The sequence below is a fragment of the Kyrpidia sp. genome (assembly GCF_023512215.1).
Classification (GTDB): domain Bacteria; phylum Bacillota; class Bacilli; order Kyrpidiales; family Kyrpidiaceae; genus Kyrpidia; species Kyrpidia spormannii.
In genome coordinates, this window is the sequence record NZ_JAILZZ010000008.1 from 12,252 (window position 1) to 36,855 (window position 24,604).

Genomic DNA, 24,604 nt, shown 5'->3' on the forward strand with positions numbered 1-24,604 from the left:
AGATGCGGGTGCGGTTTTATCGGAGGCGCAAAGCGGGGCGAGCGGGGAGCCGATCGCATAGATGACAAAGGGGCGAAAAGGGTGGCGGATACACAGGGACCCCAAGTAACGGGTCGTTCGAAACGGACGCTGTATATCATCTTGTTTGCGGCCTCTCTGATCGTCGGATTTATGGCTGCGGTGCAGATCTCCACGGTTCGGCAGCCGGCGACGGCGCGGAGCGACATCGTGGAACTGCGAAGCGAATTGGCCCAGCAGCAGGCGAAACAGGAAGGGTTGCTCAAAACCTTGGACGATTTACAGCATCAACTGGAGAAATACCAGGCCACAGGAGGAAATCGCGCCGGAATGGCGGAAGCCTTGGTGCAAGAGGTTCAGGATGCCAGGCGCCAAGCGGGTCTTGAACCCGCCAGCGGCCCGGGGGTGATTGTCACCATCCGGGATCTTCCAGGCCCCGCGATTACTGGGCAGGACACGCACGTATACGATTGGATGTTACAGATGATCGTCAATCTTCTGTACGGCAACGGGGCTGAGGGGATCGCCCTCAATGGCCAGCGTTTGATCACCACGTCATTTATTCGCGAGGTGAATGGGGTGATGCAGGTTGACACCCACCCCATTTCCATGCCTTACGTGATTGAGGCGGTGGGAGATCCCGACCGGATGAAAGCGGCCCTCACCATCAATCCGATTGTTCAGGACTACCGTCAGATTGGAAAAGAAGTGACCATCGAAGTGCGCAAGGGCGGTGAGGTGGTCAATCTGCCCGCCTACCATGATCCAGTGGAATTCCGTTTTGCAAAGAAAGAGGTGACCGGGGGATCATGATCTGGTTGTCCATCGTGGGGTTGATCCTCGGAGTGTTGCTCGGCTTGGCGTTTAATGTTACCATTCCCCCTCAATTTTCCAGTTATCTCTCTATTGCCGTTTTGGCGGCGCTGGATACGGTGTTCGGGGGGATACGGGCAGGGTTAGAGGGAAATTTCGACAGTCGCGTCTTTATCAGCGGGTTCTTTTTTAATACGTTGCTGGCAGCTTTTCTCGCCTTTATCGGCGTGCAATTGGGCGTTGATCTTTACCTGGCAGCGGTTTTTGCCTTTGGAGTGCGATTGTTTCAAAATATCGCGACGATTCGGCGCATCCTGATGGACCGCAGGTGGCCATCTTCCTCTCCGTAATCGATTTTTCGCCGGATGCCGGGATATCCGGCGCTTCTTTTTTGTGAAGATGCCTCCGAAAAAAAAGGGATTCCCTGCGTGGCGTCGAATTTTCTAGGAGAGCATCTAAGGGAGTGGGTTTGGGGGTGCCGTTGTTTGACCAAGGGCGACATCATCGTCAGTCTGGACGTTGGGACATCCAAGATCCGGATCATCATCGGAGAAGTAACAGGCAGCAACTTGAACGTGATCGGCGTCGGGACGGCACCGGGTGACGGGATCCGCCAGGGAGCCATTGTCGATATCGACAAAACGGTCCGGGCGATTCGAGAAGCGGTGGAACATGCTGAACGGATGGTCGGCGTGCATATCCAGTCGGCCTACGTCGGGGTATCCGGCAGCCACATCGCCTTGCAATCCAGCCATGGAGTGGTGGCGGTCTCGTCACCGGACCGCGAGATCACCGAAGATGACGTCGATCGCGTTCTTCAGGCCGCCCGGGTCATGGCCCTGCCTCCCGAACGGGAGATCGTGGATGTCGTTCCAAAGGAATATATCGTCGACGGGTTGGAAGGGATCACCGACCCCCGTGGTATGATCGGAGTCCGGCTGGAGGTGGACGCCCATATCATTACGGGATCCCGGACGGTTATTCACAATTTGGTGCGATGTGTGGAGCGCGCCGAGATGGAGATTGCGGGTCTTGTCCTCCTCCCTTTGGCAGCCGGGTCCGTCGCCCTCTCCCCGGATGAAAAGAAGCTCGGCGTCGTGCTGGTCGATCTGGGTGCCGGGGCCACGACCATCTCGGTGTTCGAGCGGGGTGCCCTCGCCGGGGTCAGTGTGCTTCCGGTCGGCGGAGACTACGTGACGAACGATATTGCCATCGGTCTGCGGACGCAAACGGACGTGGCCGAGAAGATTAAATCCAAACACGGCTGGGCGATGGTGGCCTTGGCACCCGGGGACGAGCGGTTTAAAGTCCCAAGGATTGGCAACCAGGATGAAAAAGATGTGTCGGCGCAGGAGTTGGCGACGATCATCGAACCGCGGCTGCAGGAGATGTTCTTCCTCGTTCGCCGAGAGATCGAGCGCATGGGGGTGGCGGGGGAGATTCCCGGAGGCTATGTCCTCTATGGCGGCGTGTCCGCCACCCGCGGGATCGACAAGCTGGCCGAACATGAGTTGGCCGCTCCGGTGCGGGTCGCTGTGCCCGAGTTTTTGGGTGTGCGGGATACTTCGTTTGTCAATGGGGTGGGCATTATCCGATATGTGGCCAACCATAGCTACCGCCGGGCTGTGGATCACCAGCCCGCTCGCAAAGGGGCGTCCCCCGGATTGATTCGACGAATAAAGAGTTGGTTTGCCGATTTTATGTGAGCGGAGGGACACGGTGATGCTCGAGTTCGAATTCGACACGGAGCACCTCGCACAGATCAAGGTGATCGGCGTGGGAGGAGGAGGCTGTAACGCGGTCAACCGGATGATTGAGTCCGGGATCAAAGGCGTGGAATTCATTGCGGTGAACACCGATGCCCAGGCTCTGCAGTTGTCCAAGGCCGAAAGCCGTCTGCAGATCGGGGAGAAACTCACCCGGGGCCTTGGGGCCGGGGCGAATCCGGAGATTGGGAAAAAGGCTGCCGATGAGAGCCGGGAGCAGATCATGAACGCCCTGCGGGGAGCGGATATGGTTTTCGTAACCGCCGGGATGGGGGGCGGTACGGGCACCGGAGCGGCGCCGGTGATCGCCGAGATCGCCAAAGAACTCGGGTCCCTGACGGTGGGCGTGGTGACTAAGCCTTTCAGTTTTGAAGGGCGGCGCCGGATGAACCAAGCAGAACAGGGAATCCAGCATTTGAAAGAAAAGGTGGATACACTGATCGTCATCCCCAACGATCGGTTGTTGGAGATCGTCGATCGCAATACGCCCATGCTCGAGGCGTTCCGGGAAGCGGACAATGTGCTGCGCCAAGGCGTGTCGGGGATCTCCGATCTGATCGCCGTCCCCGGATTGATCAACGTGGATTTCGCGGATGTGAAGACCATCATGACCGAGCGGGGTTCGGCCCTGATGGGCATCGGAGTGTCAAGTGGGGAAAACCGAGCCGCGGAGGCGGCCAAAAAAGCGATCTGCAGCCCACTATTGGAAACCTCCATCGACGGGGCTCGGGGAGTGCTCATGCATATTGCTGGCGGCAACAATCTCAGCCTGTTCGAAGTGAACGAAGCCGCAGATATCGTTTCCTCTGCGGCCGACCCCGAAGTGAACATGATTTTTGGTGCGGTGATCAACCAGGATTTGAAGGACGAGATCGTCGTGACGGTGATTGCCACCGGTTTTGAACACAAAGCCCAGCAAACAGCAAAGCCCGTCAACAAAGTGGAGATCCGACCTTTTCAGAATGTCCAGGCGCCGTCTCAATCGGAAGACTACCATATCCCCGCCTTTCTTCGACATCGGCGAGGATAAGTGGTTAAAGCCAAAGAGCTGGGGCGCCCCGGTATCGGGCGATAAAACCCAGACAGCGCAAGCCTTCGGAGGGACCGAGGGCTTTTTTTATGCCTTCGTCAAGGTATGACAAAGTTTGTCATAGACATGTACTATACTGATTTGTACGGTGCCCCGTGTGGGAAGAAGGTGGAACCGGTGCCGGTGATGTACGGGGACTTGGTGGCGGCGGTGAACGCGGGGATGGACGCCTTGGCCCTATGGGGGACAGCTTGGATCCTTCGCATTCCCCCCCGGCCCCTGCGGGTTCTCGCAGCCGCTTGTTTTGGGGCGGGTTATGCCATGGCGGAACTGTTTCTGCCTGCTCTGGGCGGGTGGTGGGCGCGCATTGTCGTTTCCGCGGCGATGGTTCGCTTGGCCCTGCCCCTGCGGGGCATAGGCTATTGGATTCAAGCTATTGCTTTCTTTTATCTGGCGAATTTTGTATTCGCCGGCGCGATGATCGCCTTGCAATGGGGCGTCGGCGGTACCGCCGGGATCGGCGCGGGTCTTGTGGTCATGAGTGGAACCCCCGCCTGGCTGTGGCGATGGAGAACCGGGGTCTTAGCCCTAGGCATCCCCTTCGGCCTGTTGCTGTTGGCGGGGTTGTACCGGGTCAAGCGGCGCAATGAGCAACTGGTGGATTATACGGCTCGCATGAAGGTCGTCACCCCCCTGGGCAGCCGGGAGGTGCCGGTCCTGCTCGACTCCGGTAATCAATTGCGGGAGCCTCTCAGCGGCTGGCCGGTGATCGTCGCAGAAGCTGAAGGCCTGCGGGGCATTCTCCCGCCCTCCTTGTTCGAGTGGCTTCGCAATGCCCGGGGGCCGGGCAGGGATCCACCGATTGCACCGACCGCGGATCTAGGCGAGGAATGGTCGTCCCGACTTCGGGTGGTCGCCTGGCGTGGCGTTCACGGCCGCGGCGGGCTACTGCCAGCCTTTCGACCGGACGGCGTTCAAATCCGGCAGGGATCCCGGGTCTGGACGGTCGGCCAGGTTTATGTGGCGATCCAGGCGGAGCCCGTAGATCGGCGCCGGCGATACGCAGCCATTGTACCCACATCAGTGCTCGATTCGGCGGGGATCATCGCCGGGTGGGCCGGTCAGTGAAGGAGGACGCGAGATGGGCGAACACTGGGCGAATTGGAAACGGCGTTTGCGGCTGTGGTGGTGGCGGGTTGCCGGGCGCTTATTCCCAGGGGAAGAGGTGGATTACGTCGGCGGGGGCGAAGCCTTGCCGCCTCCCTTAACCCGGGAAGAGGAGGAGGCTCTCTTGCTTCGCTTGACTGAGGGAGACGAATCCGTGCGCTCCACCCTGATCGAGCGCAACCTGCGGCTGGTCGTGTACATCGCCCGGAAATTCGAGAATACCGGGATTTATATCGAGGATTTAGTTTCCATCGGCACCATTGGTCTGATCAAAGCGGTGAACACCTTCGACCCCCAGAAGCGAATCAAGCTCGCTACTTACGCCTCCCGTTGTATTGAGAATGAAATCCTGATGTTTTTGCGCCGGAACAATAAAGTCCGGGCCGAAGTCTCCTTTGATGAACCCCTGAATGTCGATTGGGACGGAAATGAACTGCTTTTGTCCGACGTCCTGGGGACGGAGAACGACACGATCTACCGAAATATCGAAGAGCAGATCGACAAACATCTGCTGTATGACGCTCTGGGGAAGCTGACCGAACGGGAACGAAAGATCATGGAATTGCGTTTCGGCCTCACCGGCGGTCAGGAAATGACGCAAAAAGATGTGGCCGATCTCCTGGGAATCTCGCAATCCTACATTTCCAGGCTGGAGAAACGTATCATTAAACGCCTCCGCAAGGAGTTCAATCGAATGCTATAACTGCATATTTCTTCCCGCTCAGGGGATACTGATGACCGAGCCGTCGGCCCACCCCATCGACGCGGGAGGGACACTATGAAACGCAATAAGGTGGAAATTTGCGGAGTGAATACCTCGCAGTTGCCCGTGCTGACCAACGCCGAGATGCGGAAGCTGTTCGCCGAACTTCAGGCTGGAGATCTTTCGGCTCGGGAGCGTCTCATCCACGGAAACCTGCGCCTGGTGCTCTCCGTGATCCAGCGTTTCAACAACCGGGGGGAGAACGTGGACGACCTGTTTCAGGTCGGGTGCATCGGATTGATGAAAGCCATTGATAACTTTGATCTCGGTCAGAATGTGAAATTCTCGACCTACGCCGTACCGATGATCATTGGGGAGATTCGGCGGTATCTGCGGGACAACAATCCGATTCGGGTCAGTCGATCGTTGCGGGACATCGCCTACAAAGCTCTACAGGTTCGGGATCAATTAACAAACGAACGGCTGCGGGAACCGACGATCACTGAGATCTCCGAGCAGCTCAACCTGCCCAAAGAGGACGTGGTTTTTGCCCTGGACGCCATCCAAGATCCCGTTTCCCTGTTCGAGCCGATCTATCACGACGGGGGCGACCCGATCTATGTCATGGATCAGATCCGGGATGACCGCAATCAAGACGTACTCTGGGTCGAAGAGATCGCCCTTCGGGAAGCGATGAACAAACTGGGCCAGCGAGAACAAAAGATTTTGGCGATGCGATTTTTTGAAGGCAAGACCCAGATGGAGGTGGCTGAGGAGATCGGCATCTCCCAGGCCCAAGTCTCCCGTCTCGAAAAGTCGGCCATTCAGCATATGCAAAAGTTCATTAAAATCCAGGGCTGAGCCCCACCCGGCCCTCGGCGCCCCCCGGGCGCTTTTTTGTTGGGCACTTTCCCGGGGTGTCCGCATATATAAAAGGATAAGAAGGGTGAGGGCGACGACTGCGGAAGCAGGGATGAGGCGATACAAGGGATGAAAGCGTCGGAACTCCAGGCGAAAGATGTGGTGAATATCCGGGACGGCGCCCGTCTTGGCATGGTGGGCGATTTGGAAATCGACCTGGAACAAGGGGTGGTCCGGGCCATCGTCGTGCCAGGGACTTCTCGCTGGTTCGGGTTGTGGCGAAACGGCCAGGAGCATGTGATCCCGTGGGACCAAATTGTCAAAATCGGCACGGATGTGATCCTCGTGGAGTTGCGACCGGCTACCGAAGGCGGGAGTTATCGCCCGGCGGATGGACCGGGTGTGTCCGAGGGCTACTAGATGTGGTACACTGGTGGCGAGAACGCAGCGGCTGGGGGAGCGGGGGCATGGAGTGGGAATTGGCCCGCGAAGCGGGCGTGACCTATTGGCGGGTTCCGGCTTGGGAGGAACAGGGCCGGGTGAGAGCCCGTTTTTTCACCCGGGTGGGCGGGGTGAGCCGTCCGCCCTATGATGGTTTGAATGTTGGCTTCTCGACCCGGGACGAAGCGGGGGCTGTGCTGGAGAACCGCCGCCGGGCGGCGGAAGCCTTCGGAATGCCCCTGGAACGCTGGACCTTCTGCCGGCAGGTTCACGGGGATCACATCCTCACGGTCTCCTCAGCCGACGCCGGCCGGGGGGCCCTGAGCCCGGAGAACTTGTTGGGGGAAGCGGATGGTCTGGCCACCCGGGATCCCGGCGTGGTTTTGGCGGTCCTTGCGGCAGATTGCGTGCCGATTCTGTTGTACGCGCCCGATGTCCCCGCCGTGGCTGCCGTGCATTCGGGGTGGCGGGGCACCGCGATCCGGACGGTGGAGGCGGCCGTTCGGAAGCTGGCAGGGTGGGGGGCGGATCCGACGCGGCTTTACGCCGCCATCGGTCCTTCCATCGGACCCTGTTGCTATGAGGTGGATGAGAAGGTGCGGGAGGTGTTCCATCAGGGGTGGAAGGTCGTCCCCGAGGGCGTTTTCGCTCCAAGGCACCCGGGACATTATTTCCTGGACCTGTGGCGGGCCAACCGGGAGGTTCTCCTGGATGCGGGGGTGTCTGAGGATCGGGTGGCAGTTCTCGGGGTGTGCACATCCTGCCGGCCGGACTTGTGTTATTCCCATCGAAGAGACAAAGGGGTCACAGGCCGGATGGCCGCCGCCGTGGCCCTGGTGGATGATGGCGGGGTGGAGGAGGACGATCGGCGTGAGCACGGGTGAGCGCATTGCTGAGGTGAAAATGCGCATCGCCCGGGCGTGCGCCCGGGTGGGCAGAGATCCTTCGGGCGTGCGCCTTGTGGCGGTGAGTAAATACATTGATGCAGCCCGGGCCAGGGAGTGGGTTGAGGCCGGGCTGACGGACCTCGGAGAGAACCGTCTGCAGGTGGCGCGGGAGAAGTTGGAGGCATTGGGCTCTGGGGTGACCTGGCATTTTATCGGTCATCTACAGACCAATAAGGTCAAGGCGGTCATTCAACATTTCGCGTGGCTTCACTCTTTGGACAGGCCTTCCTTGGTGGACGCCTTGGCCAGGCGGTTTGCGGAAGGGCCGCTCGAGGGGCCGCCGCTGAAAGTTTTGGCCCAGGTGAACGTCGCCGGGGAAGAACAAAAAAGCGGAGTGGCCCCGGAAGAAGTCGGGGATTTTCTCGATTACATACAGACCAAAAATCGATTTTCCCGATGGATCATGGCCGGGTTTATGACCATGGCCCCAGTGGTCAACGACCCCGAAGAGGTGCGCGGAGTGTTCCGGGAGCTGCGACAACTCCGGGACCGCTTTGTCCATCACCCGGTATGGCGGAATCGGGATAAGCTGGAGCTTTCGATGGGCATGTCCAGAGACTTCGAGGTGGCGGTGGAAGAAGGGGCCACCATCGTTCGCCTCGGGAGAATTTTGTTAGACAACGAGAGGACAGGCCCTGAGGCCGAGTCAAACGGAGAGAGGGGAGTGGGATGAATGGGCGACCGGATGCGTCGTTTCTTTCAGTTCCTGGGGTTCGGGGATGAGGAGTGGGTAGAGGAACCCCGGGAGGAGGAGATCCCCGGGCCGGCGCCGGGCCCCGGGAAGAAAGGGGCGGTGGTCAGCCTTCACCAAGCGAAGTCGGTCAAATTGGTTCTCTGCGAACCCGCCCGGTTTGAAGAAGGGCAAGGGATCGCAGACCACCTCCGCAACCGCCGGGCTGCGGTGATCAATCTGCAAAAAGTCCCTTATGAAGAGGGCTTGCGGATCATGGATTTTCTCAGCGGCGTCCTGTATGCGCTGGGGGGGACGATGCAAAAGATCGGGCCCCAGATCATCCTGTGCGCCCCGGACAATGTAGACGTTCAGGGGGCGATCTCGGAATATCTCAGCGGCCAGGAATCTCAGGACAAAACGAGGTGAGTGGACGCATTGAATCTGTACATCACAGTTAGCCAGGTGGTTGGCATCCTTCTCCAAGTCTACTGGTACCTGCTGGTCGCCCGAGCATTCCTATCGTTCTTTCCCGACGTCTGGGACACGTCCCTCGGCAGGTGGCTCATTCGCCTGACGGAGCCGTATTTGGCTCCCTTCCGCCGCTTCATCCCAAGTTTGCCCCTTGGAGCCATTTCCTTGGACCTTTCCTACATCGTGGCCCTTGTCGTCTATTATTTCCTCGAGCGGGGTGTCATGCTGCTGCTGTTCTGGATTTTTCGCGCGGTGGGGATGGTCTAGGTGTCGTGGCCGTGGGAAACGCATCTTCTGCCCGCGGAGCGCCCCTTTGCCCGCCAACTGGCACACTGGGCAGAGGAGGCCGGGCGGCGGTGGCGACCGGTGCTCACCGACTTTTATGATCTTCGCCGCCAGTGGATTGCCAGGGTGGTGGTGGCTTCGGTCAGCGAGATCGAGCTCAAGTCCTGGGGCGGGTATCCCGATGCCGAGCGGGTCCGGCTGTGGATTGGGCCGGAGGGGTGGGAACCGGGGGAAAGCGACTGGCAATTGGGATTTGTGAAGGTGGAGGTCCCTGGAGCCGAGTGGACGCACGGGGACGTGCTGGGGTCGATTCTCGGACTCGGGGTGCGGCGGGAGAAGATCGGGGATATTTCGGTGGTTCCGGGGGCGGCCTGGTGTGTGACAGACCGAGAGATTGCTTCGTTTTTGTGCGTGCATTGGCAGAGGGTGGGGCGATATTCGGTGCATCCCCGCGTCATTTCTCCGGGCGAGTTCGTGCCGCCGCGGCAATCGTGGCGGCAAGAGCGTGTTACAGTGGCCTCCCTGCGCCTGGACGCGGTGTTGCACGAGGCGTTGCACTGGTCGCGGTCAAAGGCGGCGGAGTGGATCAAGAAAGGGATGGTGCAAGTGAATTGGGCGGTGTGCCAGGACGGCGCCCGGCCGCTTGCGGAAGGGGACGTCATCTCGGTGCGCGGGGTGGGCAGGCTGAAAATCCTCGCGCTGGAGGGGGAGAGCAGACGCGGAAGGCAGATTGTGCGGGTGGGACACCTGGAGTGAGCGGGTGCAGGATTTCCCCGCCGGGCGTCGAATTCTAGGGACAGCAGGGATGCCGATTCGGGGGAGGTGGACGGCGTGTCATTAACGCCGTTGGATATTCACAATAAGGAGTTTAGCGTATCCTTTCGTGGCTATAATCAAGATGAGGTGAATGAATTCTTACGGCAGGTCATCCAAGAGTTCGAAGGATTGATCCGGGAGAACAAGCAACTGGCCGAGCAGAGCCGACTCTTGGAAGAACGCCTGGCGCACTTCTCGAATCTGGAGGAGAGTTTGAGCAAGTCCATCGTCGTAGCCCAGGAAGCGGCGGAGGAGGTCAAGGCCAACGCCCGAAAAGAGGCCCAGTTGATCGTGCGGGAAGCGGAAAAAAACGCCGACCGGATTGTCAACGAAGCGTTGATGAAATCTCGAAAGATCCTGATGGAGATGGAAGAAATCCAAAAACAGGTCTCCGTGTTCCGCACTCGCCTGCGCTCTTTGGTTCAGGCCCAATTGGAGATGATCGAAGCCCGGGACTGGGATGATCTGGCAGAAGACCTGCAGCAGGCGGGGCAACTGGAGTCCGGGACCGGAAGTCGGTGATGAGCCCGATTTGACAGGCTTTCTGGCAATCTCTATACTGGTGGTGCGGATTGGCGTCGCCGGGCGGTGGGTGCGGCGCCGCGGGAGTCAGGAGATGGTTGTGCGGCGAAAGGTGACGGCCTCTCGTCCCTGCGCGGGGATGGGGGCTTTTTGTTTGTCGGGTGGAAAGGAGGACGCCTCATGGACTACAGCCATACGTTACATCTGCCGAAGACCGATTTTCCCATGAAGGGGAATTTGCCAAAGCGGGAGCCGGAGATCCAGCGGCGTTGGGAAGAGATCGGTCTGTACCGCCGATCGGTGGAGATGCGGCGGGGACGGCCGAAGTTCATTCTTCACGATGGTCCGCCTTATGCGAATGGGAACATCCACGTTGGCCACGCCTTGAACAAGATTTTGAAGGATATGATCGTGAAATTCAAAACGATGGACGGCTTTGAAGCCCCTTATGTACCCGGGTGGGATACTCACGGTCTGCCCATTGAACACGCGATTATCAAATCCAAGAACCTCAATCGCCACGAAATTGACGTGTTGGAGTTCCGGGAGATGTGCCGGCAATACGCTTTGGAGTACATCGACCGGCAAAAGGGGCAATTTAAGCGTCTGGGGGTACGAGGGGATTGGGATCATCCGTATATGACCCTGGAGCCGGGTTATGAGGCCGTTCAGATCCGCATTTTTGGCGAGATGGCCAAAAAAGGTTATATCTACCAAGGCCTCAAGCCCGTCTACTGGTGTCCGTCCTGTGAAACGGCCCTGGCCGAGGCGGAGATTGAATACCGCGACAAGGTGTCACCGAGTATCTATGTAAAATTTCCCGTTGTGGACGGTCAGGGGGTCGTGGATGCGGCGGGGACCTCGGTGGTCATTTGGACGACGACGCCCTGGACGCTGGTGGCGAACCAAGCCGTGGCTCTGGGCCCGGATTTTCGCTATATTTTGGTGGAAGTGGGCAGTGAGCGATGGGTGGTGGCCAAAGACCGGTTGTCAGACGTGCTGAAAGCCGCGGGGCGGGATCCCGGAGCAGGGCGGGTCATCAAGGAATTCGACGGCAGGGCGCTAGAGGGGGCGATTCTCCAGCATCCTTTCCATAAGGGTCGGCAGGTTCCGGTGGTGCTGGGCGATCATGTCACCCTGGATGCTGGTACCGGCGCCGTTCATACGGCTCCGGGCCACGGCATGGAGGACTATCTGGTCGGCCTCAAGTACAACCTCCCGTTAGAAGCTCCGATTGATGACCGAGGCCGTTTCACCGAGGCCGGTGAGCCGGTGGTGGGACAATTCTACGCGAAGGCCAACGATGTTTTGTGCGATCTTTTGCGCCGGGAAGGGGCCATGGTGGCCGAGGGGGAAATCCGCCACCAGTACCCGCACTGCTGGCGGTGCAAAAATCCGGTTATCTTTCGGGCCACGGAACAGTGGTTTGCCTCCATCGACAAGTTTCGTCAGGAGATGCTGGACGAGATCGAGAAGGTCCAGTGGATTCCCTCCTGGGGCAAACAGCGGATTCACAACATGGTGGCCGAACGCCAGGATTGGTGCATCTCCCGCCAGCGGGTCTGGGGGGTGCCGATCCCGATTTTTTATTGTGAAACCTGTGGGGAAACGGTGATCGACGACCAGACCATCGACCATGTGGCTCGGTTGTTTGAGCAGCACGGCTCGCAGGTGTGGTTTGCCCGGGAGGCCAAAGACTTGCTCCCGGAGGGCTATCGGTGCCGATGCGGCGGCGATTCGTTCCGCAAGGAAACGGACATCATGGACGTGTGGTTTGACTCGGGGTCGAGCCATATGGCGGTGTTGGAGCGGAGGCCGGAGCTTCGCTGGCCCGCCGACATGTACCTGGAAGGATCGGACCAGCATCGGGGATGGTTCAATTCATCCCTTTCTACGGCTGTGGCGGTAAAGGGACAAGCTCCTTACCGGGCGGTGCTGACCCATGGATTCCTGTTGGACGGCGAAGGGCGCAAGATGTCCAAGAGTCTAGGGAATGTGGTGGATCCCCTGGAGGTGATGGATCGCCTGGGGGCGGATATCTTGAGGCTCTGGGTGGCTTCGGTGGATTACCGCTCGGATGCCCGGGTGTCGGACGCCATCCTGAAGCAAGTCGCCGAGGTCTATCGAAAGATCCGGAATACTTTCCGGTTTTTGCTTGGGAACTTGAACGATTTTGATCCGGCCGCCCACCGCACATCTTACGAAAATATGACAGAACTCGACCGCTGGGCCCTGGATCAACTCCAACGGCTGGTGGAACGGACGAGCGCCGCGTATCGGAATTACGAGTTTCACCTGGTGTTTCACGCCGTGCACAATTTTTGCGCCGTTCAGATGAGCGCTTTTTACCTCGATGTGCTCAAGGACCGGTTGTATTGTAGCCGGGAGGCGGATCCGATTCGGCGGTCGGCCCAGACGGCCATGTACGAGATCCTGGTGACTCTGGTGAAATTGGTGGCTCCCATCATCAGTCACACCGCTGATGAAGTGTGGAGTTACATTCCGGGGGTAAAAGGGCCGAGCGCCCAGTTGGAGGACTGGCCACAGGTGCGGTCCGAGTGGAAAGATGACGCCCTGATGCGCAAGTGGGAACGGATTCTGGAGTTCCGGTACGAGGTGGCCAAGGGGTTGGAGACAGCCCGACAACAGAAGGTGATCGGCAATAGCCTCGGGGCGGCGGTGGAGGTGTGGCTCGGTCCGAGATTTGAAGACATCCGGGAAATGGCCGAGGAGCTGCCCCAGATTCTCATCGTTTCCCAAGTGTCGGTTCACGGACCGGAAGAGACGGTCCCTTCGGACGCCTTGGAATTTGAAGGAGTCAGCGTCAGAGTCACCCCCGCTCAAGGTGAAAAATGTCAGCGTTGCTGGATGGTGTTGCCTGAGGTCGGGACGGTGGAGGGTCACCCGGACCTGTGTCGGCGGTGCGCCGAGGTGGTCGATGGGCTTCCCCTTGATGACCGATCCTGAACGTGCTACAATCGCCATGGCCAAACAAGAAGATTTCACCATCCTCGTTAGGTGAGGCGTGTGTACAAACACAGGCCACTGCCCGGAAACGTCGAAAGACGCCAATGGGTAGACCAGGGATTGCCGGATTAAGGCTTTCCCTAAGGTGGCTGAGCATCCGGGCTCTACGTTGTACACTGCCGAAGCTCAACCAGGGGGAAGGTGTGCGTTTTGCGCATGGTTTCCCCCGGCTTCGGGGGTTTTTTTGTGGAGTAAAGACCATCCTGTGGGAAGAAAGGGGGAGACGGAGATGCCCGCCTACGGACAGGTCCGAAAAAAGACGGCTTGGTGGGTGGATGCGGCGTTATTGGCCGGGGTGCTGGGGCTCCTGTACGGCATCGTGCAGGTGGGAAAGGGGATGGTAGAACCTTATGCGCCCCAGTCGATGACCGTTTCCCTCGACCCTGCGGCCCTCCCGTACTACGCCGGACGGAGCTTAATGCGGATGTTTTTGGCTCTCGGGGCTTCGGTGGTGTTTACGGTTTTGTATGCCCGCCTGGCTTCCCGGAGCCGGCTGGGGGAACGCATTCTGATCCCTCTGCTCGATATTCTGCAATCGGTCCCGGTGCTCGGGTTCTTGTCAGTGACGGTGGTCGGGTTTATGGCCCTGTTTCCGGGGAGTTTGTTGGGACCGGAATTGGCTTCGATTTTTGCGATATTTACCGGTCAAGTGTGGAACATGACCTTTGGGTTTTATCAATCGATTACAGGAGTCCCGAAGGAACTCCGGGAGGCGAGTCGGCTATACGGGCTCGGCGGGATCCGCCGGTTTTTCGTGTTGGATTTTGCGTACGGGGCGGTGCCGTTGGTTTGGAACAGCATGATGTCCTTTGGGGGAGGATGGTTTTTTCTCGCCGTCAGCGAGTCCATCACCGTGTTGCACCGGGATATCCGCTTACCCGGGATCGGATCGTACATGGCGGCGGCGATGGATGAGGGAGATGTCCGAGCTCTTTTGTATGCCATGGTCACCATGGTCATCGTCATTATTGTCGTGGATCAACTGTTCTGGCGTCCCCTGGTCGCATGGACCCAGCGCTTCAAAGTGGAGCAGACGGCGGGTCTGGATCTGCCCACTTCGTGGATGTTAACGCTATTGCGGCGTTCCCACATTGCCGAGTGGGCCCGCCGGGTGTTTTTTGAACCGGCCTGGTCGTGGATGATTGCGGGGCGGCCCCCTCGGGCGCCTCGGATCCGGAAGCCTTCGGTGGCCAAAAAAGTCGTCTCCGCAATGATCTGGGCCGCGGTGTTTGTGGTCGTGGTGTACTGGATCATCCGGGGCGGGCTGATGCTGAGGGAACTGGGGTGGAGAGAACTCCTTTCCCCGGTGCTTTATGGCGTACTCACTCTTCTCCGGGTGGCGGCGGCGGTGCTGCTCGGAGCGCTGTGGACGATCCCCGTGGGCGTGTGGATCGGCACGCACCCGAAATGGTCCCGGGTGGCCCAACCGGCGGTTCTGGTGGCGGCTTCGTTTCCGGCCAATATGTTTTTTCCGCTGATTACCGCGGCTTTTTTGTCCTTGCACGTAAGCCTTGAGTGGGGATCGGTGGTACTGATGATGCTGGGAACCCAGTGGTATATCTTATTCAATGTGATCGCCGGGGCGTCAGCCATTCCGGGCGACCTCCGGGAAGCGAGCGATTTGATGCGCCTTGGCGGATGGCGCCGATGGAGGCTGCTCATTCTGCCCGTGATTTTTCCGTCTTTGGTCACCGGGCTGGTGACGGCGGCCGGAGGGGCTTGGAACGCGAGCATCGTCGCCGAGGTGGTTTCCTGGAAGGGGACCCAGCTGGCGGCCACCGGGCTCGGGGCGTACATCACCCGGGCGACCACCAATGGCGATTGGCCGGCGATTGTCTGGGGTATTGTCGTGATGGCCGCTTTTGTCGTCGCGGTAAACCGCCTGTTGTGGAGGCGTTTGTATCGGTTGGCTGAAAACCGGTACCGGTTGGAAGTGTGAGAGGGGGGGCAGGGATGGCTCTTCTAGAATTGCGCCACGTGTCCAAGGACTGGGAAGTGGGTCCGGGTACTACAACGACGATCCTCAAAGATGTCTCGCTCAAAGTGGAAGAGGGGGATTTTGTCGCCCTCCTCGGCCCTTCGGGATCGGGCAAATCGACCTTATTGCGGATTATCGCCGGGTTGATTCCCCCCACCGAGGGTCAGGTCTTGTACCACGGCCGGCCGGTGGATGGGGTGGCGCCAGGAGTGGCGATGATTTTTCAAAACTTTGCCCTGTTTCCGTGGCTGACGGTGTTGGAGAATGTCGAGCTCGGGTTAGAGCGGACCGACATGCCACCTGCGGAAAAAAGGCAGCGGGCTTTGCAAGTCATCGATATGGTGGGCTTGGACGGCTTTGAGACGGCGTTTCCGAAGGAGTTGTCCGGTGGCATGAGACAACGGGTGGGTTTTGGCCGGGCACTGGTGGCCGAACCCGATATCCTCCTCATGGATGAACCCTTTTCGGCCCTGGACGTGTTGACCGCTGAGAATCTGCGCCGGGATCTGTTGGAATTGTGGCTTGAGAAAAAGATTCGGACCAAGGCCATCGTCCTCGTTACCCACAGTATTGAGGAGGCGGTGTACCTGGCCAGCCGGGCCGTCGTGCTTTCCCGGGACCCGGCCCAGGTGGTGACGGACATCCGAATCACTCTGCCGCACTGGCGGGATAAACAGTCCCCGACTTTTCTTTCGTTGGTCGATCAACTCTATGCCATTATCACCCGACGAACCCCCGTGGCCGAAGCGGTGCCTGCGGCGGCAAAATCGATGACCCGGGTGCCGGAGGTGCGCTCGGGTGCCCTCACGGGACTGCTGGAGCTTTTGGATGATCTGGAAAGCCGCACGGATTTGTATAAATTGGCGGACAACCTGATGCTGGATGTGGAAGATTTTCTGCCCATTGTGGAAGGGGCCGAACTTTTGGGGTTGGTCAAGGTGGAGCACGGCGACATTGAACTGACCGACGTCGGGCGGCGGTTTGCCGACGCCAGCGTGCTGGAGAGAAAGGAAATTTTTCGCGATCTGGTGTTAAAAAAGGTCCCGACCATGGAGAAAATGTTATGGGTGCTTCAGTCAAAACGGAATAAACAGATTGCCCGGGAATTTTTCCTGCAGATTTTCGAGCGGAGGTTCAGTCCGGAAGAGGCGGCCAAGCAACTGGATATTCTCATCGACTGGGGGCGCTACGCGGAACTGTTCGGCTATGATGAGCAGGGAGGGCGCCTGTATCTTGAAGGGGAAGAGGACGCGCCGTAAGGGTCGAACCGTGGCGGATTCCCTCGATTTTCCTGTTCTTTTGTCGATGGGCAGGATTTCCCGGCCCGCATCGCGAATTGCTGGTGAAGATCGGGAGGAGGGAAGGGCATGTCTCTGGAGGTGGAGGCGGTGCATCGGTCGGGGGTCGTGGTGGCCCGGTTGCGGGGGGAGTTGGACCATCATACGTCGGATGCGGTGCGGACCAAGGTAGACGCACTTTTGGAAGAGACCGGTTCGATTCGGTTGCTGTGGAACCTGTCGGATTTGTCCTTCATGGACAGTTCAGGTCTCGGGGTGCTGCTGGGCCGGTATCGCAGGATTAGCCAGGGCGGCGGGAAGATGGCCTGCTGCGGCTTGACAGCACCCGTGCGGAAACTGTTGGAGTTGTCCGGGGTGCTGCGTATCGTGCCGGTGTATGAGGACGAGTCCAGCGGCATCGCCGCATTGAGGGAGGCCTAGGATGAGCGCGACACGGAATGTGATGCGATTGGAATTCTCCAGTCGATCGGAAAACGAATCCTTCGCTCGGGTGGCCGTTGCCGCATTCGTCGCTCAGCTTGATCCGACCGTGGAGGAACTCACCGAGATTAAAACCGCCGTCTCGGAAGCGGTGACGAATGCCATCATTCACGGATACGGGGACCAGGAAGGGATGGTGAGCATCACCTGCACCCTTGAGGGAGACACGGTGGAGATTATGATAGACGACCAAGGAGTGGGCATCGAGGATATCGAGTTGGCCCGCCAGCCCATGTATACCTCTCGCCCAGATTTGGAGCGGTCGGGCATGGGCTTTACGATCATGGAAAATTTCGTGGACAAAGTCGAAATCACGTCCCGCCCCCGCCAAGGTACCCGGGTGCGCCTGGTCAAGCGGTTGAAGAGCCGGACGACGTCGGAACACTAGGTGAGATCATGCAACCGGAGAGGGATTTTGGTTCGACAAAGGCGAAACTGACCGATGAGCAGGTCAGGGAACTGATCGCGCAAAGTCAATCCGGGGATGCGGGGGCTCGGGAGACGCTGGTTCTCTTTAACCAGCGGCTGGTATGGTCGGTGGTTCAGCGCTTTTTGGGTCGGGGTTATGAGCCGGAGGATCTGTTCCAGATCGGGTGTATCGGGCTGATGAAGGCGATCGACAAGTTTGATCTCAGTTATGACGTAAAATTCTCCACTTACGCCGTTCCGATGATCATCGGTGAAATTCAGCGCTTTTTGCGGGATGACGGCACCGTCAAAGTGAGCCGATCGGTCAAGGAGACCGCCCGGCATATCCGCAGGGCCCGGGACGAGTTGGCGAAACGTTTGGGGCGGCAACCCCATATCAATGAGCTTGCCGAGGAACTGGGGATGGACCCGGCGGAAGTGGTGTTCACCCAGGACGCCATGAGGGCTCCGGCTTCGATTCACGAGACGGTGTTTGAGAACGACGGGGACCCGATTTTACTGATGGACCAGATCGCCGACGAGGAACAAGAGAAATGGTTTGATCGTCTGGCGCTCACCGATGCGTTAAACCGGCTCCCCGAACGGGAGAGGCTGATCGTGTTCCTTCGGTTTTTCAGGGACAAAACCCAATCGGAAGTGGCGGAAGTGTTGGGGATTTCTCAAGTTCAGGTCAGTCGCTTGGAGAAAAAGATCTTGAACCGGATCCGCCGGCAGCTTCTCGGCGAGGATGAGGAGTAGGGCTTCGCCCGAAGGGAGGGCGGAGCTTTTTTTGGCCTTCTGGGCCGGGGGCACCGGCGGGGATGAAGGACTTTGGACGGGCGGGAAAAACTGGGCATACTAACGGGGAACCGGGAGGAGGCGGATTCCCTTGGAGTTTGCGCCGGAGGTTGATGTCTACATTCGCCCGAAGGAACGGTTGAGTCTGCGGCCCGGGGAGCACCTGACCGTCGGCCAGGCGGCGGAGGTGGTGGCGGTGGATTCCGGCGGGGGAGACCTGAGGCGGGTTGTTGTGGGGATCCCCGTTTCGGATTGGAGTCCCCGGCAGGGGGGTGTGCGGGTGGTTCAGGCGATTGACCTGGTGGCGGCCATCAAGCGGCGCCTGCCTCACGTCAATGTCCACTTGATCGGGCCGACGGAAACGATTGTCGATCTGGAGGAGCCTGGCGGCTCGAAGCCGTCATGGCTCAAGGTGGCGGCGGTGTGGCTCCTGCTTTTCGTGGGTTCCGGATTGACGATCATGAACTTCCACGCCGACGTGAGCATGGTCCGGGTCCACCAGCGGGTATATCACCTGATCACCGGTGAATACAAGGCCCATCCTTATATTTTACAAATCCCCTATGCCTTTGGGGTTGGACTGGGGATGGCCCTGTTTTTTAACCATCTGCTCCGGCGAAAAATCAACGAAAATGAACCCAGCCCTCTCGAGGTGGAGGTTTTTCAGTACGAGCAGATGATCAATCAGTATGTGATCACCCGGGAGGGGAGTCGTCAGGAACGGGTGCCGGACCCGCGTGAGGCCCATGGTTCGTGAGGGGATGGCGGCAGCGGTGGGGTTGGCCTGGGGCGTGACGGTGGGGAGTGGGTTTCTGGCGCTGTTGTCCGTATTGGACGTGGTGCCGAGGCTCGTTCAGTTGACCCGGTTTAAGGGGGGATTGTTGGCCTATCAGTGGGCACTGATCGCCGGTGCCTTTATTAGCACGTTATCGGAAATTTTCCCCATGCCCATGAGCTTATCCCGGTGGATGGCCGCGGCATGGGGTCTTTTTGCCGGGGTATTCGTGGGGATGGTGGCCGGGGCGCTGACCGAGGTGTTGAATGTGCTTCCGATCCTGGCCAGGAGACTTCGCCTGGAGCCGGTTTTGCCGCTTCTGGTCTCGGCCATGGTCATCGGCAAGATGATGGGGTGCCTTGTGAATTTTCTATTTCCGGAGTTGTCGCCCTAGGGCGACGAGGCATAGTGCCGCTTGGGTCTGTGCATGCTACATGGGGTACCAGGGGATGGAGGAGATCTGGATGAGCGTCGGAACGCCGGATGATAAGCGATTGCAGAAAGAGTATCAAATGGTCGTCAAACGGCACCGCCCTCCTGTACCGGCGGCGCGCAATGCCCTTCGGGCTTTCGTCGTGGGGGGATTGGTCTGCGATCTTGGCCAGTTCATCCAGTATTTGTACATGCGCGTCGGGGGATTTGACCGAGAAGCGGCAGCCAATCCCACAGCGGCGACTCTGGTCTTTGTCGCGATTCTACTGACCGGCCTAGGGCTATACGATCGCTTTGCCCAATGGGCCGGGGCGGGCTCGGCAGTCCCGATCACGGGGTTTGCCAATGCCATGTCCTCGTCGGCGATTGAAGCGAAAAGTGAAGGGTTGGTGCTCGGAGTAGGGGCAAACATGTTCAAAGTGGCGGGGCCTGTGATCGTTTTTGGCGTGGTGGCGGCGTTTTTTGTCACCTTGATTCGCGCGGTGCTTCCCCGGATCCTGGGATAGGCCGCCGAGTCAGGCAGTGGGTCCGCCGTTTCGGGTGGCGAGTTTCAGGAGGCGGGTCCGTTCACCGATTTTCGAGTAAAGGGGGCGGGAACCGTGGCCCGGTCGGTGGGGAGTCAGACGTGGCAGTTTGATCGGGTGTTCCTGGCCGGGGAAGCGGCGGCGGTGGGGCCGAAGGAAGGCGAGGGGCCGCTGAGGGACGATTTTGACGGGATTTTTCCCACCCCCCATGCCGGGCAGCCGAATTGGGAGAAAGCCGAGCAAACTTTTCTCCAATACGCCTTCGACCAAGCCTTGGAGAAGGCCGGGAAGCGCAAAAAAGATGTGGGATTGTTCGTTGCCGGAGACCTCATGAATCAGATCACCACTTCCACTTTTGTAGCCCGTTCCCTTGCCATACCCTATCTTGGGGTGTTCAGCGCCTGTGCGACCATCGGCGAGGCTTTGGCGGTGGCCGCTTTGGCGGTGGATAGCGAGACGGAAACTCTGGTGGCCGCGGGTACGGCCAGCCATAACGCCACGGCGGAGCGGCAGTACCGGTATCCGACTGAATACGGAGCCCAGAAAACGGACACTGCCCCCTGTACGGTATCCGGGGGCGGAGTGGCACTCCTGGCCCGGGACTCGGCGGGCGGTCCCGGCAGGGTTCGATTGACTTTCGCTACCCTCGGTAAAGTGATCGATTTGGGCGCGAAGGATCCGACGGACATGGCCGCGGCCATGGCCCCGGCGGCCGCCGATACGTTAGCTGCACATTTCTCGGACCTGAACCGCCGACCTTCGGATTATGATCTCATCGTCACCGGGGACCTGGGATTTCATGGAATGCCGGTGCTTCGGGAATGGTTCGGCCGGTACGGTTACGATCTCGGGGATCGGTACGCCGATTGCGGCGCCCTGATTTACTCACCGACCCAGCCCGAAGTGTTTAATGGGGGCAGCGGATCGGCCTGTTGTGCAGTGGTGACCTTTGGCCACCTGGTCCGTCGGCTTCGTCGGGGGGAACTGCGGCGGGTGCTCGTTGCCGCCACCGGAGCCCTTCATTCGACGGTATCGGCTCAGCAGGGGGAAACGATTCCGACGATTTGTCACGCGGTCGTTTTGGAGCGGGAGGATTGATCCGTAACGTCCCGGGTCCGGAAACGGACGGGTTCAGGTGATAGCGAAAGGCGGGAGACCGATGATTTATGTCTGGGCATTCGTGGTGGGCGGCCTGATCTGCGTGATCGGACAACTGCTGATGGACGTGGGCCGGCTGACTCCGGCCCACACCATGACAATCCTGGTAGTCAGTGGAGCTATCTTGGACGGGTTGAACCTGTACGATCCGCTGATCCAGCTCGCCGGGGCCGGGGCCACGGTCCCCATCACAAGCTTTGGTCACGCCCTCACCCACGGAGCGTTGATGGAAGCCGGACAACACGGGATCGTCGGGGTCATCACGGGAATCTTCGAGGTGACCAGCGCCGGCATTTCCGCCGCCATTGTTTTCAGTTTCCTTGCGGCCTTGGTATTTAAGCCGAAAGGTTAGTGGCCACCCGGCGGAAACGAATCTGTCCTTCGGAAAAGACCCGGTGAGGCGGGGTTTTTCCCCATACCGATCGTTGTACCTCGTAGTGACCCGTGATATAATCGGCCTAACCGGCGCCGGCCATAAACCGGTTGCCTTTGTGATTCGGAGAGGGGAAGAAAGCATTGGTGCCTTCTTTGGGTACGCGTCGGGTAAACGATCGGGGACACCTGGAGATCGGCGGGTGCGATACGGTAGAATTGGCCGAGCGCTTTGGAACCCCGTTATATGTTTTTGATGAGGCGCTGCTGAGAGAGACGTGTCGGGAGTTTCACGCGGCTTTTCGCAAGGCGGGATTGCGCTATCAGGTGGCTTACGCCGGGAAGGCTTTTTGTACCCAGGCCATGTGCAGGCTCGTGGAGGAAGAAGGCCTTCACCTCGATGTGGTGTCGGCCGGGGAGTTGCATACGGCGCTGACCGCGGGGTTCCCCCCGGAGAAGATTCATCTGCACGGGAACAACAAGAGCCGGGATGAACTGATCTACGGCCTCAAGGCCGGGATTGGCGGATTTGTGGTGGATAATTTTTATGAGCTCGATCTTTTGGCGGAATTGGCAGAGCGCCAGGGGAAGCGCCCGAACATCCTGTTGCGGGTGACCCCGGGCGTCGAGGCCCACACCCACGAGTACATCCAGACGGGACAGCAGGATACGAAATTCGGCTTTGACCTGGCGAGCGGACAAGCTGAAGCGGCGGTCCGCCGCGCCCAGAGGGCGCGGGGGTTGAACTTGGTAGGCCTTCATTGTCATATCGGCTCACAGATTTTTGAGACCGAAGGATTCGTTCTCGCTGTTGAGCGGATGATGGAGTTCTACGCCCGGGCCGTCAATGAGTGGGACGCGTCGCTGCGAATCCTGAATGTCGGGGGCGGATTCGGGATTCGGTATGTGGAAGAGGATCGGCCCCTTCCGGTGGAGGCGTACGTTGCGGCGATCGCCGATGCCGTGAAAAGGGAGGCCCTGAGGCGCGGGGTGGCGGTCCCCGAGGTATGGGTGGAGCCCGGGCGGCGGATTGCGGGGCCGGCGGGCACCACGTTGTACACAGTGGGGGCGCGGAAAGAGATCCCCGGGGTGCGCCGGTATATCGCCGTGGACGGAGGGATGGCGGATAACCCGCGTCCCATTATCTATCAAGCTCGTTACGAGGCTGTGGTGGCCAACCGGGCCGGGGAACCCGTTGAGGAGTTGGCGGCGGTGGCGGGGAAGTTCTGCGAAACCGGCGACATGCTGATCTGGGACACGCCCCTGGCGCGCGCGGTGCCCGGGGATATCCTGGCGGTTTTCGGCACCGGAGCGTACACGTACTCTATGGCGAGCAACTATAATCGCGCCCCCCGGCCGGCGGTGGTGTTCGTGCGAGACGGGCGGGCGGACGTGGTGGTGCGCCGGGAGACTTTGGATGATCTCATTCGGCTCGACCAGATCCCCGAACGGATGAGAAAGGAACAGCATCCGGTGGCTTGACGGGCTTCGCGTTGGTGGGGTTCCCCTCGGCCTTCCCGGTCCGGAAGGAAGGCCGAGGGCCTCAGACCCGGTGGAGGTAACCTTCACAGGTGGCGGTACGGACGGGCAAGAGGTTTTCGTTGGCGGCTCCGGAGTCTCCACAGGGGGATCATCAAGAGTATCCCGGGAACGGCCCCCAACAGCCACCACCAGGACCAGGGCGGCGGATTGACGGCGCGGTCACTCACCAAAGGAACGGTGGCGATGGTCCGTCCGTCTACCGAGAAAACAGCTTGTCCCAAGATGGCACCTTTTTGCAAGGGGAGCTTCGGTTTAATGAGCTCAATGTTGCGGGTGACCTGAGGGGATGTCCCTTGAGCGAAAGTGTACCATACGCTGCGCGATAGGAGAGCGTTGGCGGTCTGATGACCCGGCAATTGCACGGTTTCAGCGGTTTCTCCGGCGGACGCCAACCGCTGGGTGGCAAAGTGTTGAAAACCCCAGTCGAGCAGTTTGGTGGCCTCTTCACGCATAGCTTCCTGTCCGGGGATGTCCATCAGGGTGGCGATCAAGGACTCGTTGCCCCGGGTGGCACTCACCACCATGGTTTGTTGGGCCTGGTCGGTATACCCCGTTTTGATTCCTGTAGCCCCGGGGTATGTCCACAGCATTCGGTTAATATTGACCAGTTCCGATTCCCATTCCTTGCCGTGCCACGGATAGGTCTTGGTGGCCACGATTTGGCGGAAGATCGGGTTCTGCATCGCATATCGCCCGATGAGGCACATATCATAGGCCGTGGTGACGTGATTCGGGTCATGGAGACCGTTGGGATTGGTAAAATGGGTGTGGAGAGCGCCGATTTCTTTAGCTTTGGCGTTCATCATCGCGGCGAAGTCCGCCACGGAGCCACCGTAGTGTTCGGCAATGGCCACAGCGGCATCATTGCCGGAGTTGAGCATCATGCCGTACAGCAGTTCTTCGAGGCTGTGTTCTTCCCCTTCAACTAAATAAATCCGATTGCCATCCTGTAGGGTGGCCAGGCGGCTGGTGGTGATTCGGTCGTTCAGGCGCCCCCGTTCCAGGGCGACGATGGCGGTGAGGATTTTGGTGATGCTGGCTGGATAATGGGGTTCGTCGGGATTCTTGGCATAAAGAACCTGGCCGGTTTTCATGTCCATCAAAACAGCGGAACGCACCGCGAGATCTGGAGGACCGTCGGCCTGATCTGCCCTGGCCGGCACTGCGCCTCGGGGACAGCTCCATACCCATATGACCAATGCTAGGATCGTCATCCATCGAACGGCGATGCGCATGCCTCGTATCTCCCCTGTTCTCAAGCGCTATCTGTCATAGGCACACATACGCTACTCATTCTAA

Annotated in this window: 27 protein-coding genes and 1 riboswitch; of the genes, 26 read left to right on the forward strand and 1 reads right to left on the reverse strand. The window is 59.4% G+C overall.

Features of this window, described 5'->3' with window-relative positions:
- Window positions 1–81 precede the first annotated feature (81 nt).
- The 26 genes from K6T64_RS04970 (at window position 82) to lysA (ending at window position 23,245) form a co-directional block, all read left to right on the forward strand.
- Entirely contained in the window at window positions 82–831 is a 750-nt protein-coding gene (locus tag K6T64_RS04970) for a DUF881 domain-containing protein (protein ID WP_100667542.1), read from the forward strand.
- The gene (locus tag K6T64_RS04975) at window positions 828–1,181 is read left to right on the forward strand and encodes a small basic family protein (RefSeq protein ID WP_100667543.1); all 354 of its coding nucleotides are present in this window, start codon (window positions 828–830) and stop codon (window positions 1,179–1,181) included. The genes K6T64_RS04970 and K6T64_RS04975 overlap by 4 nt, the downstream gene beginning before the upstream one ends.
- A 135-nt stretch (window positions 1,182–1,316) precedes the next feature.
- The gene (ftsA, locus tag K6T64_RS04980) at window positions 1,317–2,537 is read left to right on the forward strand and encodes a cell division protein FtsA (RefSeq protein WP_170085467.1); all 1,221 of its coding nucleotides are present in this window, start codon (window positions 1,317–1,319) and stop codon (window positions 2,535–2,537) included.
- Window positions 2,538–2,553: 16 nt separating this feature from the next.
- The gene (gene ftsZ / locus K6T64_RS04985) at window positions 2,554–3,627 is read left to right on the forward strand and encodes a cell division protein FtsZ (protein WP_170085468.1); all 1,074 of its coding nucleotides are present in this window, start codon (window positions 2,554–2,556) and stop codon (window positions 3,625–3,627) included.
- Window positions 3,628–3,813: 186 nt separating this feature from the next.
- Window positions 3,814–4,755, forward strand: a complete 942-nt coding sequence (locus K6T64_RS04990; RefSeq protein WP_288008881.1) for a sigma-E processing peptidase SpoIIGA — start codon at window positions 3,814–3,816, stop codon at window positions 4,753–4,755.
- A gap of 13 nt (window positions 4,756–4,768) precedes the next feature.
- Window positions 4,769–5,497: an RNA polymerase sporulation sigma factor SigE gene (gene sigE / locus K6T64_RS04995; RefSeq protein ID WP_100667546.1), complete on the forward strand. Its 729-nt coding sequence runs from the start codon at window positions 4,769–4,771 to the stop codon at window positions 5,495–5,497.
- 75 nt (window positions 5,498–5,572) lie between these two features.
- On the forward strand, window positions 5,573–6,358 hold the full coding sequence (gene sigG / locus K6T64_RS05000) for an RNA polymerase sporulation sigma factor SigG (protein WP_100667547.1): 786 nt from the start codon (window positions 5,573–5,575) through the stop codon (window positions 6,356–6,358).
- Between the two features lie 129 nt (window positions 6,359–6,487).
- Window positions 6,488–6,778, forward strand: a complete 291-nt coding sequence (locus K6T64_RS05005; protein ID WP_100667548.1) for a YlmC/YmxH family sporulation protein — start codon at window positions 6,488–6,490, stop codon at window positions 6,776–6,778.
- A gap of 47 nt (window positions 6,779–6,825) precedes the next feature.
- On the forward strand, window positions 6,826–7,683 hold the full coding sequence (gene pgeF, locus K6T64_RS05010; RefSeq protein WP_100667549.1) for a peptidoglycan editing factor PgeF: 858 nt from the start codon (window positions 6,826–6,828) through the stop codon (window positions 7,681–7,683).
- Window positions 7,670–8,419, forward strand: coding sequence for a YggS family pyridoxal phosphate-dependent enzyme (locus tag K6T64_RS05015; protein WP_100667550.1), 750 nt, complete (start codon window positions 7,670–7,672; stop codon window positions 8,417–8,419). The genes pgeF and K6T64_RS05015 overlap by 14 nt, the downstream gene beginning before the upstream one ends.
- Window positions 8,420–8,845 carry a cell division protein SepF gene (locus K6T64_RS05020; RefSeq protein ID WP_100667551.1) on the forward strand — a complete coding sequence of 142 codons (426 nt, stop codon included), beginning with the start codon at window positions 8,420–8,422 and terminating at the stop codon, window positions 8,843–8,845.
- Window positions 8,846–8,854: 9 nt separating this feature from the next.
- Entirely contained in the window at window positions 8,855–9,157 is a 303-nt protein-coding gene (locus tag K6T64_RS05025; protein ID WP_232059649.1) for a YggT family protein, read from the forward strand.
- Window positions 9,158–9,931: a YlmH family RNA-binding protein gene (locus K6T64_RS05030; protein WP_288008822.1), complete on the forward strand. Its 774-nt coding sequence runs from the start codon at window positions 9,158–9,160 to the stop codon at window positions 9,929–9,931.
- 75 nt (window positions 9,932–10,006) lie between these two features.
- Complete coding sequence (locus K6T64_RS05035; protein ID WP_013075826.1) at window positions 10,007–10,513, forward strand: DivIVA domain-containing protein; 507 nt, start codon at window positions 10,007–10,009, stop codon at window positions 10,511–10,513.
- 180 nt (window positions 10,514–10,693) lie between these two features.
- On the forward strand, window positions 10,694–13,480 hold the full coding sequence (ileS, locus tag K6T64_RS05040) for an isoleucine--tRNA ligase (RefSeq protein ID WP_288008825.1): 2,787 nt from the start codon (window positions 10,694–10,696) through the stop codon (window positions 13,478–13,480).
- Between the two features lie 36 nt (window positions 13,481–13,516).
- Window positions 13,517–13,684, forward strand: a riboswitch (M-box (ykoK) riboswitch).
- Between the two features lie 85 nt (window positions 13,685–13,769).
- Window positions 13,770–15,479 (forward strand): ABC transporter permease, encoded by a 1,710-nt coding sequence (locus K6T64_RS05045; protein WP_100667554.1) that lies wholly within the window; start codon window positions 13,770–13,772, stop codon window positions 15,477–15,479.
- A 14-nt stretch (window positions 15,480–15,493) separates the two neighbouring features.
- On the forward strand, window positions 15,494–16,777 hold the full coding sequence (locus tag K6T64_RS05050) for an ABC transporter ATP-binding protein (RefSeq protein ID WP_100667555.1): 1,284 nt from the start codon (window positions 15,494–15,496) through the stop codon (window positions 16,775–16,777).
- A gap of 108 nt (window positions 16,778–16,885) precedes the next feature.
- Window positions 16,886–17,236, forward strand: a complete 351-nt coding sequence (gene spoIIAA / locus K6T64_RS05055; protein ID WP_100667556.1) for an anti-sigma F factor antagonist — start codon at window positions 16,886–16,888, stop codon at window positions 17,234–17,236.
- A gap of 1 nt (window position 17,237) precedes the next feature.
- Complete coding sequence (gene spoIIAB, locus K6T64_RS05060; RefSeq protein ID WP_100667557.1) at window positions 17,238–17,684, forward strand: anti-sigma F factor; 447 nt, start codon at window positions 17,238–17,240, stop codon at window positions 17,682–17,684.
- Window positions 17,685–17,692: 8 nt separating this feature from the next.
- The gene (gene sigF, locus K6T64_RS05065; protein WP_100667558.1) at window positions 17,693–18,463 is read left to right on the forward strand and encodes an RNA polymerase sporulation sigma factor SigF; all 771 of its coding nucleotides are present in this window, start codon (window positions 17,693–17,695) and stop codon (window positions 18,461–18,463) included.
- Between the two features lie 130 nt (window positions 18,464–18,593).
- Window positions 18,594–19,259 carry a stage V sporulation protein AA gene (locus K6T64_RS05070; protein ID WP_100667559.1) on the forward strand — a complete coding sequence of 222 codons (666 nt, stop codon included), beginning with the start codon at window positions 18,594–18,596 and terminating at the stop codon, window positions 19,257–19,259.
- A 16-nt stretch (window positions 19,260–19,275) separates the two neighbouring features.
- Complete coding sequence (locus tag K6T64_RS05075) at window positions 19,276–19,671, forward strand: stage V sporulation protein AB (RefSeq protein ID WP_170085472.1); 396 nt, start codon at window positions 19,276–19,278, stop codon at window positions 19,669–19,671.
- Between the two features lie 70 nt (window positions 19,672–19,741).
- On the forward strand, window positions 19,742–20,215 hold the full coding sequence (gene spoVAC, locus K6T64_RS05080; RefSeq protein ID WP_100669274.1) for a stage V sporulation protein AC: 474 nt from the start codon (window positions 19,742–19,744) through the stop codon (window positions 20,213–20,215).
- Between the two features lie 93 nt (window positions 20,216–20,308).
- Window positions 20,309–21,331, forward strand: coding sequence for a stage V sporulation protein AD (spoVAD, locus tag K6T64_RS05085; RefSeq protein ID WP_170099325.1), 1,023 nt, complete (start codon window positions 20,309–20,311; stop codon window positions 21,329–21,331).
- A 61-nt stretch (window positions 21,332–21,392) separates the two neighbouring features.
- Window positions 21,393–21,743 carry a stage V sporulation protein AE gene (gene spoVAE / locus K6T64_RS05090; RefSeq protein WP_100667562.1) on the forward strand — a complete coding sequence of 117 codons (351 nt, stop codon included), beginning with the start codon at window positions 21,393–21,395 and terminating at the stop codon, window positions 21,741–21,743.
- A 167-nt stretch (window positions 21,744–21,910) separates the two neighbouring features.
- Entirely contained in the window at window positions 21,911–23,245 is a 1,335-nt protein-coding gene (lysA, locus tag K6T64_RS05095; RefSeq protein WP_288008830.1) for a diaminopimelate decarboxylase, read from the forward strand.
- 83 nt (window positions 23,246–23,328) lie between these two features.
- Here the strand turns inward: lysA and K6T64_RS05100 are convergent, their stop codons facing one another.
- Window positions 23,329–24,540: a D-alanyl-D-alanine carboxypeptidase family protein gene (locus K6T64_RS05100; protein WP_100667563.1), complete on the reverse strand. Its 1,212-nt coding sequence runs from the start codon at window positions 24,538–24,540 to the stop codon at window positions 23,329–23,331.
- Between the last annotated feature and the right edge of the window lie 64 nt (window positions 24,541–24,604).

What these genes read in the sequence shown, in the direction of transcription:
- K6T64_RS04975 (WP_100667543.1), top strand. Translation starts at nt 828, where the DNA reads ATGATCTGGTTGTCCATCGTGGGGTTGATCCTCGGAGTGTTGCTCGGC.
- ftsZ (WP_170085468.1), top strand. Translation starts at nt 2,554, where the DNA reads ATGCTCGAGTTCGAATTCGACACGGAGCACCTCGCACAGATCAAGGTG.
- K6T64_RS04990 (WP_288008881.1), top strand. Translation starts at nt 3,814, where the DNA reads ATGTACGGGGACTTGGTGGCGGCGGTGAACGCGGGGATGGACGCCTTG.
- sigE (WP_100667546.1), top strand. Translation starts at nt 4,769, where the DNA reads ATGGGCGAACACTGGGCGAATTGGAAACGGCGTTTGCGGCTGTGGTGG.
- sigG (WP_100667547.1), top strand. Translation starts at nt 5,573, where the DNA reads ATGAAACGCAATAAGGTGGAAATTTGCGGAGTGAATACCTCGCAGTTG.
- K6T64_RS05005 (WP_100667548.1), top strand. Translation starts at nt 6,488, where the DNA reads ATGAAAGCGTCGGAACTCCAGGCGAAAGATGTGGTGAATATCCGGGAC.
- pgeF (WP_100667549.1), top strand. Translation starts at nt 6,826, where the DNA reads ATGGAGTGGGAATTGGCCCGCGAAGCGGGCGTGACCTATTGGCGGGTT.
- K6T64_RS05020 (WP_100667551.1), top strand. Translation starts at nt 8,420, where the DNA reads ATGGGCGACCGGATGCGTCGTTTCTTTCAGTTCCTGGGGTTCGGGGAT.
- ileS (WP_288008825.1), top strand. Translation starts at nt 10,694, where the DNA reads ATGGACTACAGCCATACGTTACATCTGCCGAAGACCGATTTTCCCATG.
- K6T64_RS05045 (WP_100667554.1), top strand. Translation starts at nt 13,770, where the DNA reads ATGCCCGCCTACGGACAGGTCCGAAAAAAGACGGCTTGGTGGGTGGAT.
- K6T64_RS05050 (WP_100667555.1), top strand. Translation starts at nt 15,494, where the DNA reads ATGGCTCTTCTAGAATTGCGCCACGTGTCCAAGGACTGGGAAGTGGGT.
- spoIIAA (WP_100667556.1), top strand. Translation starts at nt 16,886, where the DNA reads ATGTCTCTGGAGGTGGAGGCGGTGCATCGGTCGGGGGTCGTGGTGGCC.
- spoIIAB (WP_100667557.1), top strand. Translation starts at nt 17,238, where the DNA reads ATGAGCGCGACACGGAATGTGATGCGATTGGAATTCTCCAGTCGATCG.
- sigF (WP_100667558.1), top strand. Translation starts at nt 17,693, where the DNA reads ATGCAACCGGAGAGGGATTTTGGTTCGACAAAGGCGAAACTGACCGAT.
- spoVAC (WP_100669274.1), top strand. Translation starts at nt 19,742, where the DNA reads ATGAGCGTCGGAACGCCGGATGATAAGCGATTGCAGAAAGAGTATCAA.
- spoVAE (WP_100667562.1), top strand. Translation starts at nt 21,393, where the DNA reads ATGATTTATGTCTGGGCATTCGTGGTGGGCGGCCTGATCTGCGTGATC.
- K6T64_RS05100 (WP_100667563.1), bottom strand. Translation starts at nt 24,540, where the DNA reads ATGCGCATCGCCGTTCGATGGATGACGATCCTAGCATTGGTCATATGG.